The sequence below is a fragment of the Gordonia sp. B8661-1 genome (assembly GCF_059427765.1).
Genome location: NZ_JCAHRL010000005.1, coordinates 217,454 through 231,154 on the forward strand (window position 1 = coordinate 217,454; position 13,701 = coordinate 231,154).

The following is a 13,701-nucleotide window of genomic DNA, read 5'->3' on the forward strand; positions in this document are numbered from 1 at the left end:
ACGTCGTCAGCCGGATTGTGGCCGCGCGGCCTTGCGGTCGCGTTCGGCCTCCGCGTAGATGCCGGCCATGTAGGAGTAGATCTCTTTGTCGGACATGGCTTTCCATCGAGGTGCCAGCAGCTTGGTGTACTTCTCGACGTACAGCAGTTGTTTCCCGACGAGGACCAGCTCACGGGGCAGACGCGCGTCGTGGGCCTTGGCCACCGCGGCGAGTTGCCTACCGAGGTCGGCGTAGGACACCGAGCCGAGATCCGTGGTGGACAACGGCATCGTCACCTTCTTGATGTCCGCTGCGCCCTGGGTTGTCGACGACGGCTTGTGGACGGCGCCGAGAAGGAAGATGGCGCGGCCCGCGGCCTCGTAGTCGCCGCGCACGATGAGGTCGACGACGAGCTGCCGCAGGATGCGCTTGGTGCGCTTCGTGAAGCGACCGACGATACCGAAATCGAGGAGGACCAGGGTGCCCTCCTCGTCGACGAGGACGTTCCCGGCGTGCAGGTCACCGTGGAAGAGGCCGCCGTGGAAGGCCGATTCGAGCAGGGAGAGCAGAAGGTTGCGGCACAGTGCGACGCCGTCGTGTCCGGCGGCGCGGACGGCCGCGACGTCGTCGATCCGGATGGCGTCGATGCGCTCCATCGTCAGCACGCGCGCGGTGGTGAACTCGTCGTACACGGTGGGTACGCGTACACGGCTGCCGAACGGGCCGGGCTGCAGGCAGGCGTACCACTCACGCATGGCGGCCGCCTCGGTGCGGAAGTCGAGTTCGGCGGACAGTCCGTCGGCGAAGTCGTCGACCACATGCCGTGGGCTGAGCATCCGTCCGTGCTCGGACAGTTCGAGGAGCCCGGCCACACGCTCGAGAAGGGCTACATCCGGTGCGAGGCGGTCGGCGATGCCCGGCCGCTGGATCTTGACCACCACGTCCTCGCCGGTGTGCAGTGTCGCGGTGTGTACCTGCGCGATCGATGCGGACGCGATCGGTGTCGTGTCGAAGCTCGCGAAGATCTCTTCGGGTGGCGCACCGAATTCTTCGACGAACAGCGTGCGCACGACGGCGGGGTCGGCGGGAGGTACCCGGTCGAGGAGCGACTCGAACTCGGTGGACAGCGTCTCGCCGAATACGCCGGGGCTCGACGCGATGAGCTGACCGAGCTTCACGTACGCCGGGCCCAGGTGTTCGAAGGTGGTGCGCACCTCCCGGGCGATGCGCCGCATGCCGGGCGGCCGGCCGGACAGCGCGTCGGTTGCCGTGTGCAGCAGGAATCGTCCGACACCGACGGCGGCGTGCGTGGCCGCGGAGCCCAGGCGTCCGATCTCGGCCAGCGGCGAGACCTCGGGCAGATTGTCGGGCGCGGCAGTGTCGGCGGCGCCCCGGTCAGCAGGCTGTTGTGTGGTCACCGGTGGCCAGCTTAACAACGCGGGCGACCGCATCAAGGCCCGTTCGGGCCGCTTGTGGCCGGCGATCAGTCGTGTGCGGGTTCGCCGGTGACCCGGTGATCGGCGTGATTGAGGGCTTCTTCGACGAGCCGGATGAGGTGCCCGTCGCGCAGGCGGTAGATCATGCGACGACCCTCGCGTCGGGTGTCGACGAGCCCGGTGAGACGCAGCTTGGCGAGATGCTGGCTGACCGCGGTGCGCGAGGCCCCGGTCGACTCGGTGAGTTTGGTGACATCGGCCTCGCCGCCGGTCAGGCGCCACACCAGGTGCAGCCGGGTCGGGTCGGCGAGCATCGCGAATACCGAGGTCGCCGCCGCGAACAACTCGGGGTCGGCCTCGACGGCATGGTGGAGGCTGGGCTTCGGCGACCGTGCCGAATGCGGGAGTACCGACTCGGTTGCCGGTTCGGACGCGCGGCGCTGGTTCATCGCGCGTCCTCCCGTTACCTCTCGTGGGCCCGTTCCCGGTCGTCGGCTGTCCGGGGGGCTTGCCACGTTCGCGTGTCCACCATCGTAGGCCAGGCCGTACGCCAGATCCGGTGTGCCGCGTAACCACAGGAGCCCGCGACGACGGCGAGCAGCAGTGGGGTGGCCGCGGTCCCGATGAGATCGGCCGCCCAGCCGGCCAGCGGATAGGTGATCAGGAACGCGGCGTGTGACAGCGAGAACTGGGCGCTGAACACCGCGTCGCGCCGGGTGGGTTCGGCGTGATCACGGAGGAGGCGCGGGGTGGCGGTGTCGATACACGCCGTGCCGATGCCCAGGACGACCCAGACCAGTAGCAGACCGGTCAGATTCGCACCGACGATCAGCACCACACCGGTGGCCGCCAGTCCGGCGGTGCAGATGGCCGCACCGGTCACGATCGTGGCCTCGCTCCGGCGCCGTCGGAGCACGGCGGGTAGGGCGACAGCGGCCAGGATCGCGCCCGCGCCGAATGCCGCATACGCGATGGCGAGTGCGGTGTCGCCCAATCCGAGAGTGCCGCGTACATAGGTCACCGACGACACCACGACGAGCGCGGTGGCAGCTGCGGTTGCCCCGTTGGCCACCAGAACCCCCTGGAACACCCGGTGGGACACCATGATCCGCATGCCCTGCGTCACCCGTCGGCGGAAACCGAGGTCCGGCACCGAGGGCAGATGATCGCGTCTCAGGCCGGAGGCCAGGACGAGGATCGCGGACACCGCGAACCCCAGTGCGGTGCCGACGAACAGCATCGACGGCGCCATGACCGTGAGCAGGGCCGCCGCGATCATCGGACTGGCCACCGACTCGAGTTGATAGGCGATCCGGTAGGCCGACTGCGCGCGCGTGTAGTCGTCCTGATCCGGCAGTACCGCGGGGATCGTCGCGGTGACCGTCGGTGTGAAGGTCGCCGATGCCGACTGCAGTGCGAAGACCAGGAGGTACACGAGCCAGACGTCGTCGACCCAGGGGAGTGCGAGCGCCATCAGCATCCGCACCGCGTCCGCGGAGACGAGCACCGCGACCGGTGAGCATCGCGCGACGGTGGCACGCATCACCGGCGCCATCACCACGTACGCGACCATCTTGATCGCCAGCGCGGTACCGAGAACCTGACCGGCGTGGTCGCCGGCCAGGTCGTAGGCGAGCAGGGCGAGTGCCACGGTCAGCAGGCCGGTGCCGGTGAGCGCCACCACCTGCGCCGTGTACAGCCGCCGGAAGGTCGGGTTCCGGATCAACGAGGACACGGCAGCAGCGTAATATATGAGTGCGCATATGCGCACATGTAGATTCCAAGTGCGGTCGGTGGCCGATATGCGAGGACTGTTCGGTGCGCGGCAGAATGGAGGCGTGCCGACCACCGTGAATGCCTACAGTGCCGCCGCGAGTGATACGCCGCTTGCGCCGACGACCATCGAGCGTCGCGATCCCGGACCCCATGACGTGCTCATCGACATCGCCTACGCCGGGATCTGTCATTCCGACATCCACACCGCACGCGGTGAATGGGGTGCGACGCGCTATCCGGTCGTCCCGGGGCACGAGATCGCCGGCACCGTCAGCGCCGTCGGCAGTGATGTCACGCGGTATGCGGTCGGTGATCGCGTCGGCGTCGGTTGCTTCGTCGACTCCTGTCGCGAATGCGATGCGTGTCTGCAAGGGGAGGAGCAGTACTGCGAGCGCGGCATGACGGGCACCTACAACTCCGTCGGTCGCGACGGCGAGCCGACCTACGGCGGCTACAGCACGGCGATCGTGGTCGACGAGAACTATGTGTGCCGGATTCCGGACGGCATCGGCCTCGATGTCGCGGCGCCCCTGCTCTGCGCGGGCATCACGCTGTATTCGCCACTGCGGCACTGGGATGCGGGGCCGGGTAAGAAGGTGGCGGTGGTCGGTCTCGGCGGGCTGGGGCATGTCGGGGTGAAGATCGCCCACGCGATGGGCGCCGAGGTGACGGTGCTGTCGCAATCGCTCAAGAAGATGGAGGACGGTCTGCGACTGGGCGCCGACCGTTACTTCGCGACCAGCGACCCGGAGACCTTCGAGGTGCTGCGCAACGAATTCGATCTCATCCTCAATACCGTGTCGGCCAACCTCGACATGAGCGATTACCTGGGCATGCTCGCGATCGGCGGCACGCTCGTCGAACTCGGCCTGCCGGAGCATCCCATCGAGGTGCCGCCGTTCTCGCTGGTGCAGAACCGGCGCAGCTTCGCGGGCTCCAAGATCGGTGGTATCCGGGAGACGCAGGAGATGCTGGATTTCTGTGCGGCACATGGCATCGGCGCCGAGATCGAGGTGATCGCCGCGGATCAGATCAACGAGGCCTACGAGCGGGTCATCGGCAGCGACGTACGCTATCGCTTCGTCATCGACACGGCGACGCTGTAGACGTCAGGTGACCCCCGCATTCCGCTACGCGGACATCCGTGGCGCCCGGCTGGCGTGGAATCAGACCGGTCGCGGTTCGACGGTGATCTGGGCGCACGGCATGAGCTCGAGCGCCTACGGCCAGGAGTCTGCGGGTCAGTTCGACTGGCGCGCCATCAGTTCCGGCCACCGTCTGGTGCGCTATGACGCACGGGGGCACGGGCATTCGACCGGTGGGCGAACCCCCGAGGAGTACACGTGGCCGGAGTTGGGGAAGGATCTGCTCGCGCTACTCGACGTCGTCGCACCCGATGAAACCGTGGCCGCCATCGGTTCGTCGATGGGTACCGCGACGATCCTGTATGCCGCTCTCGCACAACCGGATCGGTTCTCCAAGCTCGTCCTGACCACCGCGCCGACGATCTGGGAGACGCGTCGCGCGCAGACGCCGATCCGGATCTCGTCCGCCGAGTTGGTGGAGCGCGAGGGGTTGGCCGCGCTGGAACGTCTGAGCGTGGACGTGCCGGCCTCGCCCGCGCTGGCGGAGGCGCGGAGGTTCATCACCCCGATTGCCGTGCGCGCCACCACCTATGCCTCGGTTCTGCGTGGCTCGGCCGTGTCGGATCTGCCTCCGGCCGAACAATTATCCGCTCTCACCATCCCGACACTGCTGCTGAGCTGGACCGGCGACGGCACACATCCGGTGAGCAGCGGCGAGCACCTGGCGGCCGCGCTGCCCGACGCCCGGCTCTCGGTGGCCGCGACCCCGGGGGAACTCCACGCGTGGCCGCGGATGGTCGCCGACTTCCTCGCCTGAACGTCGCTCCGATCACCAATAGTGCGTGCGAATGGGAACATTCGCGCCGCCGATCGGGCCTTGACCTATACCCCCCTAGGGTATAAAACGGAGGGCATGGACGAGACGAATATGGCCGATGGCGCATCGAGCCCACGGACGGCCCACGAACATCACGGCACGGCTGACCCGCATCGCGAGCACGGCGGACACGGTGATGGTCACGAGGGGCATGGCGGCCACGAGGGTCACTCCGGAGGGCACGGCGACCATGTTGCGATGTTCCGGAGACTGTTCTTCGTGATGGCGGTGCTGGCCGTGCCCACCGTCGTGGCCAGCCCCATGTTCGCCGACCTCATCGGCTACTCACTGCCCGACGCCGGCTGGGTGGCGTGGATCTCGCCGATCCTCGGTACCGTCATGTACGTCTGGGGCGGCAAGCCGTTCCTGACCGGCGCGGTATCCGAATTCCGTTCCCGCGCACCGGGAATGATGATGCTGATCGCCCTCGCGATCACCGTCGCGTTCGTCGCGTCGTGGGGTGCGTCGCTGGACATCCTCCACCACGAGCTCGACTTCTGGTGGGAACTGGCCCTGCTCATCGTCATCATGCTGCTCGGGCACTGGATCGAGATGCGCTCCATCGCGCAGTCCACCTCGGCCCTGCAGTCCCTGGCCGCGCTGCTGCCGGATACCGCCGACCTGGTCGTCGGTGCCGACGCTCAGGGTGTGGGCGGCGAGGTCGAGGAGGTGTCACCCGCACGGCTGACCGTCGGTGACCTGGTGATCGTACGTCCCGGTGCGCGGGTGCCTGCCGACGGTGAGATCGTCAGCGGCACAGCAGAAGTCGACGAATCCATGATCACCGGTGAATCCACGCTGGTCACGCGAACCGTGGGGGACACCGTGGTCGCCGGATCGGTGAGCGCGGACACCGCCATCCGCGTGCGCGTCACGGCAGTCGGTGACGACACCACGCTCGCCGGCATCCAGCGTCTCGTGTCGGAGGCACAGAACTCGTCGAGTCACACCCAGCGCCTCGCGGACCGGGCGGCCGGCTGGCTGTTCTGGTTCGCACTGGTCGCCGCGGTCATCACGGCGATCGTCTGGGTGGCCGTCGGGCAACCCGACAACGCGGTGATCCGCACCATCACCGTCCTGGTCATCGCCTGCCCGCACGCCCTGGGGCTGGCCATCCCGCTGGTGGTGTCCATTGCCACCGAACGCGCGGCGAAGATGGGTGTGCTCATCACCGACCGCGTCGCGTTGGAGACCCTGCGCCTGGCCGACGTGGTGATCTTCGACAAGACGGGCACCCTCACCAAGGGAGAGCCCGCAGTGGTGAAGACGGTCGTCGCCGAGGGATGGACCGTCGACCGGGTGCTGTCGCTCGCGGCCGCAGCGGAATCCGACAGCGAACACCCGCTGGCGACCGCGGTCGTCAACGCCGCCGTCGAGGCCGACCTGGCGGTACCGCCGGCCTCCGATTTCACCGCGAGTGCCGCGGTCGGGGTGCGTGCGACGGTCGACGGGTCGTCGGTGGCGGTGGGCGGTCCGAATCTGCTCACCGAGACCGGACTGACCGCGCTTCCCGAGTCCGAAGGCCTTGCCGCCGAGGGCAATACGGTGCTGTACGTGATCGTCGACGATCAGGTCGTCGGCGCGCTCGCCCTCGCCGATCAGGTCCGCGACGAATCCCTCGACACGGTGCGCGCGCTGGCCGCGCGTGGCATCCGGACGATGATGGTCACCGGTGACGCACCCGAGGTCGCCCATCGGGTGGCCGAGCAACTCGGCATCACCAAGGTGTACGCGGGTGTGCGGCCGGAGGACAAGGAACGGATCGTCGCCGAACTCCAGCAGGACGGCTCGACGGTGGTGATGGTCGGTGACGGCGTCAACGATGCACCCGCCCTGGCGCGCGCCGACGTCGGGATCGCCATCGGTGCGGGCACCGACGTGGCGATCGCCTCGGCCGGCGTGGTGCTGGCCGGCTCCGATCCCCGCACGGTGGTATCGGCGATCATCCTGTCGCAGTTGGCCTATCGGAAGATGACACAGAACCTGTGGTGGGCCGCCGGCTACAACCTGGTGTCGGTGCCGCTGGCCGCGGGCATCCTCGCACCCATCGGATTCGTGCTGCCGATGGCGGTGGGCGCGATCCTGATGTCGGCATCGACGGTCATCGTCGCACTCAACGCCCAGTTGCTGCGACGTGCGGACCTATCGGTGGGGTGACCACCTGCGGTAGCGTTTTCGACCGGTAATCGAAAACGCTGCAAGGGTGGTGTGATGGCGAGTCCCGAACGTGCCGATCTGGTGGTCGTCGGCGCCGGTGTGGCCGGCCTGACCGCAGCCCTCTCGGCCGCGGAGGCCGGCCTCCGGGTCGTCGTCCTCAACAAGGGGCCCGCCTGGCGTTCCGACCGGCCCGAGCAGTCCACCTCCACCTTCTACGCGCAGGGTGGCATCGCGGTCGTGCAGCCGGGGCTGGCAGCCGATCCCGGTGCGCCCGAGGATTCCGTCGACCTGCATCTCGCCGACACGGTGGCGGCGGGGGCCGGTCTGACCGACCCGGCGACGTCCCGGCCGATCCTGGCCGACGGGTGGCCGGCGATCACCGAACTGATCGACCGCGGCGCCATCTTCGACCGTTCCTCCGACGGCCGGTTGCTCCGGACCCGCGAGGGCGGACATTCGGTGCGGCGCATCATCCATGCCGGGGGCGATGCGACCGGGGCACAGGTGCAACGCACGCTCGCCCGGCGGCTGCGTCTGGCCGCGAAGGACCGGTCGATCGTCTGTGTCGACGATGCCTCGGCCACCGAGATCCTCTGCGCGGACGGCAGCGCGGTCGGTGTGGCGTTCGCACAGTCCGGTGAGGACCGCGCCGTGTACGCACCGACGGTCGTCCTCGCCACCGGCGGCGTCGGGCATCTCTATGCGGCGACGACCAATCCCGGTGGGGCCACGGCCGACGGGGTCGCACTGGCGGTGCTCGCGGGTGCGCAGGTCACCGACATCGAGTTCATCCAGTTCCATCCGACGATGCTGTACGTGGACGGTGCTCGGGGGCGACGCGCGCTGATCAGCGAGGCCGTGCGCGGGGAAGGTGCCCGTCTGATCGACGTGGACGGCAGGCCGGTCACCAAGGGGGTTCATCCGCGCGGCGACCTCGCGCCGCGGGACGTGGTGGCCAATGCGGTCGAGGACGCCATCGAGCGCACCGGTCATCCGTGCGTGTACCTCGACGTCACGTCGATCAATCACTTCGGGATGCGATTCCCGACGGTCACCGCAGGCGTCGCGGCCGCCGGTCTGGACGTCGCCTCGGGCATGCTGCCGGTGGTACCCGGTGCGCACTATCTGTGCGGCGGCGTTCTGACCGATGTCGACGGCCGGACATCGGTACCGGGACTGCTGGCGGCCGGCGAGGTCGCACGCACCGGACTGCACGGCGGTAACCGGCTCGCGTCGAACAGTCTGCTGGAGGGATTGGTCATGGGGCGCCGGGTCGCGACGGTCGCCGCGGCGAGGCGTGGCGAATCCGTGGTGGAGGTCGCACCGTCGTCGTCGGCGGCGCAGCGGCCCGCGCTGGACCGCACCGTCCTGCAGGACATGATGTCGGAGGGCGTGGGCCTCCGCCGGGGTGCCGAGTCGCTCGAGTCGGCCGCGCGGTCGCTCGCGGATGCGCCGATGCGCCCCATGGCCGATGGGCACGACCTCGAGGACGCGGCGCTGCTCGTCGGTGCCCGGCTGGTGGTCGCGGCCGCGTTGGCCCGCACCGAATCCCGGGGATGTCATCACCGCGTCGATTACCCGCAGACCGATCCCGACGGCCGGTCACATGTCTTCGGTTGGGCCGACGGCGCACCCGTTCGCCGCGATGACGTGGTGGCCGAACGCGGTCCGGCCGCCGGTGCGGCGGTATGACCGCCGGCGAATCCCGTTCCGGGGCAACCGAACCCGAGTCGATCACGATCGACCTCGATGGTCTCCGGCTCCGCGCACTCGCCTGGGGTGCGGAGGAGGCGCCCCTTGCACTGTGCCTGCACGGCTATCCCGATTCGGCATGGACGTGGCGATACCTGGGTCCCGCGCTGGCCGATGCGGGTTATCGCGCGGTCGCGCCGTTCACCCGCGGGTACGCGCCGTCGGACATCCCGTCCGACGGTGACTTCCACATCGCCGCGCTCGCATCCGATGCGCTGGCCCTGCACGACGCGCTCGGCGGTGACGACCGTGCCGTACTGATCGGACACGACTGGGGTGCGATCACCGTGCACGCCGTCGCGGGACTCGCGGATTCGCCGTTCCGCCGCGTGATCGCGATGGCCGTCCCGCCGCTCGGGCCGGTCCGCGACGCGGGCAACCCCGGCCTCGAGGCGCTCCGCCTGTTGCTGCGGCAGGCCGCGCTGAGTTGGTACATCGGATTCCAGCAGGTGCCCGTCGTCCCGGAGCGCGTGCTGGGCAGGCTCATCCCGTGGCTCTGGCGCCGCTGGGGGCCGTCGCCCGCCGCGGAGGACATCGCGCACGCACTCGAGGCGCTGCCGACGCGGGCGCACCGGAGCGCCGCCCTCGGTTACTACCGCGCCCTGGTGCGTCCGCCCGCGCGCCGCCGGGTGGGTGAGTCGCCGCGCTACGCGACTCTCGCACGGTCCTGGCTGGGTACGCCGCGGGTGCCGATGCTGTATCTGCACGGCGTGGAGGACGGCTGCATGGATGTGCGGTTCGTCGACCGGCTCGCCGGACGGATGCCGCCCGGCAGTCGTGTCGAGCGGATCGCCGATGCCGGGCATTTCGCGCATCTCGACTCCCCGGAGCCTGTGCGACAACACATTCTGTCGTTCCTTGAATGCGGGATTCAGGATGACGACGCGGGAGCGGCCGTCGAGTGACGGCCACGGGCGAGGTGTCCGATATTGCTCGCGACGGCCCGCGTGGGGAACTGGCCACGAACGCCGATCCTTTCGTACACTGGCGGCGGAGGGGACAGCATCGATCCGGGATGACCGTCGGCGCGTGGAGTTCGGTTCCGGGGAAACGCCGAAGTCACCATGCAGGTCGATGGTCTGTGGTGATATCGCTGGCGGTATCGACAGTCGATCTGTGGTGAATCCACACACGCACGAAACAGGGAGGCCGGATGAACGGCGACGGGTGCTGGTCGACGGTCGTCTGCACCCCGGCCGAACGAGCGGCCCTCGGCCTGACCGGACACTCGGAGTGGTTGCTGCACTGCAGGCTCGCGGCCGGCCACGCGGGCAATCACGCGACCGACGCCAGTCCGTATCCCCGCAGCGACCGCCGACTCTGGTTGGAGTGGAACGACTTCGACGACCACGCGCAATCGCTGATCGAACGCAATCCGTGCACCGTGCACTCGGTTCAGGGGGCGCCCTGTCTGTACTTCGAAGGCCACGGCGGACCCCACTACTTCGCGCAGTCGACCGGGCAGCCGACGGCGCGTCCGCGTAACGGTCACGCCGTCGCGGGGCGCGCCGCGAGCAGCGCGGCGCCGTTGCGCGGGCCGCAGACCGACCAGTTCGGTCGGACGATCGACACCGAGATCCCATTCGTCCGACCGTCGGCTCCGCAGCCTCCTCCGCCCGCGCCGAGTGCGCCCCCGGTACCTCCGCAGTCGCAGCCCGCGCCGGTGTCCCAACCTCAACCGGTGATCCCGATGGCGGGTGCGACGGGGGAACGTGCCGTCGTGGATCCCGCGCAGGAGCCGGAAGCGGAACTGTCCGGTGCACATGCCGGCGCCGGTCGCGACAGTTACCGCGGCGGCCGCCGCTCCACGGGTGCCGAGCCGCCACCTGCGGCGCCGTTCGCCGGCAGTCGTCATCGCATGCCGGATGCCGGGGAACCGCCCACGCCGCCGCATCCGGAGGTGCCCGAACCCCCGCGGCCGCGCAGGGGAGCGTCCTCGCAGAACCCGGCGTCCGAGCCCGGCCAGGCCGCTCTCCAGGACTCGGCCATCGCGGCCGCGCTGTCAGACATCGCAGTCGCTCTCGAGCGCCTGGCCGCGGCGTTGCGGCAACGGTGAGCTATACCCTAGGGGGGTAGCGTTTCCGGGTGTGCGGTGGTATACCTGGACCCGGTACCGCAGTAAGGGGATCGCAGATGACCGACACGCAGGCGCAGCACGGCTATATCGCCAATCAGAACAAAGAGGATTACCTCCGCCGGCTCAAGCGGATCGAGGGGCAGGCCCGCGGTCTGCAACGGATGGTCGAGGAAGAGGCGTACTGCATCGACATCCTCACCCAGGTGTCCGCGATGACCAAGGCGCTCCAGGCGGTGAGCCTGGGGCTGCTGGAGGAACACATGGGGCACTGCGTGGTCAACGCGGCACGCGAAGGTGACGAGCAGGGGCAGGCCAAGGTCGACGAGGCCATGCAGGCAATCGCTCGGCTGGTCAAGTCCTGAGCGTCTGAAACTATTTGTTGCACAAGCGAATTCATCATTCGGCACGATCTGTCGAGCAATCCGAGGAGGCATTCTCATGGCCACCAGCACCTACACCGTCACCGGCATGACCTGTGGGCATTGCGTCTCGTCCGTGCGGGAGGAGATCGGCGAGATCGACGGCGTCCAGAACGTCGATGTCACGCTTGACACCGGCGCCGTCGAGATCACCAGTGATCGCGAACTCGGGCGCGACGAGGTCGCGGCCGCGGTGACCGAGGCGGGTTACCAGCTGGCCTGATCCTCGTATCGGGAACGCGCGAACGCCTGAGCCGGTCGCCGGAATCGCAGTGGTTCCGGCGACCGGTTTCTCTGTGTGGTCGGTCGTTTCCGGACAGTAACTAGAACGAGTTCTAGTTTGTCGTCTAGTCTGTCGGCATGGCAGACGTGCAGATCCCGGACACCATCGCAGTCGACACCGTGGAGTCCTTCACCGACGAGGTCGACGTGCTGGTGATCGGGTGTGGCGTCGCGGGCGGCAGCGCGGCCGTCGAGGCGGCGTCCAACGGCGCGACGGTGCTCGTTCTCGAACGCGCTGCCGAGGCGGGCGGTACGAGCTGCATGGCCGGTGGCCACTTCTATCTCGGTGGTGGAACGGCCGTGCAGAAGGCGACCGGGCACGAGGACAGCCCGGAGGAGATGGAGAAGTACATCACCGCGGTGTCACGCGACCCGGAGCCGGAGAAGATCCACGCGTACTGCTTCGACAGCGTCGACCATTTCAACTGGCTCGAAGAACTCGGCGTGGCCTTCGAACGCAGCTTCTACCCGGAGAAGGCGGTCATCCAGCCGCAGACGCAGGGACTGATGTACACCGGCAACGAGAAGGTGTGGCCCTTTAAGAACATGGCGAAGCCCGCGCCGCGCGGCCACAAGGTTCCGGTGCCCGGCGACACCGGCGGCGCGTCCATGGTGGTCGAGTTGCTGGTCAAGCGTCTCGGCGAACTCGGAGCCGAAATCCGTTACGAGACAGGCGCTCGGCAACTCGTCGTGGACGAGACCGGCGCGGTCGTCGGAGTGCAGTGGCGTCGCCCCGGCGAGGAGGGATTCATCAAGGCGCGGTCGGTGATCATCGCAGCAGGCGGCTTCGTGATGAACGAGGACATGGTCGCCCGCTACGTGCCGCACGTCGCGGAGAAACCCTTCACACTCGGCAGCACCTACGACGACGGCCTCGGCATCCGGCTGGGGGAGTCGGTGGGGGCCGCGCTGAAGCATATGGATCAGGCGTTCGTCACCGCACCCATCTATCCGCCCAGCGTCCTGCTGACCGGCATCGTGGTCAACAAGAACGGCGACCGGTTCGTCGCCGAGGACTCCTATCATTCGCGCACTTCGGGTTTCGTGATGGAGCAGCCGGACTCGGTTGCCTACCTGATCGTCGACGAAGCGCACCTGCAACGCCCCGAGGTGCCGCTGATCAAGTTCATCGACGGGTGGGAGACCGTCGAGGAGATGGAGTCCGATCTCGGTATCCCGGCGGGCCGGCTGCAGACGACGCTCGCCAATTACAACAAGCATGCGGCCGACGGCGACGATCCCGAGTTCCACAAGTCGGCGGAATTCCTTGCGCCGCAGGATCAGGGACCGTGGGCCGCCTACGATCTGAGCCTGGGCAAGGCGATGTACTCCTGCTTCACCATCGGCGGCATGGCCACCTCCGTGGACGCCGAGGTGCTCGACGAGCAGGGCGCGCCGATCCCGGGGTTGTACGCGGCGGGCGCCTGCGCCGCCAATATCGCGCAGGACGGCAAGGGCTACGCCAGCGGCACCCAGCTCGGTGAGGGCTCCTATTTCGGGCGCCGTGCCGGACGGCATGCCGCCGCCCGATCGGGCCGGTGATGGTGGATCTCGATACGCCGGCTCGCTGCGCTCGCCGGCTACTCGATCAGCGGTCGTAGGTCGAGTGGTCCGGGGGCGCGGGCGGTGCCTGCTGATCGAGTAGTTCGAGGCGCTGGCCGAGAACGTATCGAGATCCCGAAACGAGCAGTCGGTGCCCGGTGATCGGCGAGTCCGATTTGCCGGTCGTAGTCAAGCCCAAAGTGACCAATCCGACTGTGCTCCTGTGCCCGGCTGAGGGCATGTTATGTTCGTCGGACATTTTGTGAGCCGGGTGACAGGTATACGTCTGCCCGGAAACTCACGACCCAATGGTGGACC

The 13,701-nt window shown here is 68.5% G+C and carries 12 protein-coding genes; 9 read left to right on the plus strand and 3 right to left on the minus strand.

Annotated features, from left to right (window positions below; translation table 11 throughout):
- Positions 1-6: 6 nt before the first annotated feature.
- The 3 genes from AC4JJG_RS12820 to AC4JJG_RS12830 all read right to left on the minus strand — a co-directional run bounded on the left by AC4JJG_RS12820 (position 7) and on the right by AC4JJG_RS12830 (position 3,151).
- The gene (locus AC4JJG_RS12820; protein ID WP_495405774.1) at positions 7-1,341 is read right to left on the minus strand and encodes an ABC1 kinase family protein; all 1,335 of its coding nucleotides are present in this window, start codon (positions 1,339-1,341) and stop codon (positions 7-9) included.
- Between the two features lie 122 nt (positions 1,342-1,463).
- Entirely contained in the window at positions 1,464-1,865 is a 402-nt protein-coding gene (locus AC4JJG_RS12825) for an ArsR/SmtB family transcription factor (protein WP_495401485.1), read from the minus strand.
- Positions 1,866-1,879: 14 nt separating this feature from the next.
- Positions 1,880-3,151 carry an MFS transporter gene (locus tag AC4JJG_RS12830; protein ID WP_495401484.1) on the minus strand — a complete coding sequence of 424 codons (1,272 nt, stop codon included), beginning with the start codon at positions 3,149-3,151 and terminating at the stop codon, positions 1,880-1,882.
- 103 nt (positions 3,152-3,254) lie between these two features.
- On the opposite strand from AC4JJG_RS12830, the gene AC4JJG_RS12835 reads away from it, so the two are divergent.
- From AC4JJG_RS12835 to AC4JJG_RS12875, 9 genes are all read left to right on the plus strand, one after another.
- The gene (locus tag AC4JJG_RS12835; protein WP_495401483.1) at positions 3,255-4,298 is read left to right on the plus strand and encodes an NAD(P)-dependent alcohol dehydrogenase; all 1,044 of its coding nucleotides are present in this window, start codon (positions 3,255-3,257) and stop codon (positions 4,296-4,298) included.
- 7 nt (positions 4,299-4,305) lie between these two features.
- Complete coding sequence (locus AC4JJG_RS12840) at positions 4,306-5,094, plus strand: alpha/beta fold hydrolase (RefSeq protein ID WP_495401482.1); 789 nt, start codon at positions 4,306-4,308, stop codon at positions 5,092-5,094.
- 96 nt (positions 5,095-5,190) lie between these two features.
- Positions 5,191-7,311, plus strand: coding sequence for a heavy metal translocating P-type ATPase (locus tag AC4JJG_RS12845; protein WP_495405772.1), 2,121 nt, complete (start codon positions 5,191-5,193; stop codon positions 7,309-7,311).
- Positions 7,312-7,365: 54 nt separating this feature from the next.
- Positions 7,366-9,003 (plus strand): L-aspartate oxidase, encoded by a 1,638-nt coding sequence (gene nadB / locus AC4JJG_RS12850; RefSeq protein ID WP_495401479.1) that lies wholly within the window; start codon positions 7,366-7,368, stop codon positions 9,001-9,003.
- The gene (locus tag AC4JJG_RS12855; protein ID WP_495401478.1) at positions 9,000-9,968 is read left to right on the plus strand and encodes an alpha/beta fold hydrolase; all 969 of its coding nucleotides are present in this window, start codon (positions 9,000-9,002) and stop codon (positions 9,966-9,968) included. Before nadB ends, AC4JJG_RS12855 begins: the two co-directional genes overlap by 4 nt.
- Positions 9,969-10,216: 248 nt before the next feature.
- Complete coding sequence (locus tag AC4JJG_RS12860; protein ID WP_495401477.1) at positions 10,217-11,119, plus strand: hypothetical protein; 903 nt, start codon at positions 10,217-10,219, stop codon at positions 11,117-11,119.
- A gap of 77 nt (positions 11,120-11,196) precedes the next feature.
- Positions 11,197-11,502, plus strand: a complete 306-nt coding sequence (locus tag AC4JJG_RS12865) for a metal-sensitive transcriptional regulator (RefSeq protein WP_495401476.1) — start codon at positions 11,197-11,199, stop codon at positions 11,500-11,502.
- A gap of 76 nt (positions 11,503-11,578) precedes the next feature.
- Positions 11,579-11,782, plus strand: coding sequence for a heavy-metal-associated domain-containing protein (locus tag AC4JJG_RS12870; protein WP_495401475.1), 204 nt, complete (start codon positions 11,579-11,581; stop codon positions 11,780-11,782).
- 137 nt (positions 11,783-11,919) lie between these two features.
- On the plus strand, positions 11,920-13,383 hold the full coding sequence (locus tag AC4JJG_RS12875; RefSeq protein ID WP_495401474.1) for an FAD-binding protein: 1,464 nt from the start codon (positions 11,920-11,922) through the stop codon (positions 13,381-13,383).
- Positions 13,384-13,701: the final 318 nt, after the last annotated feature.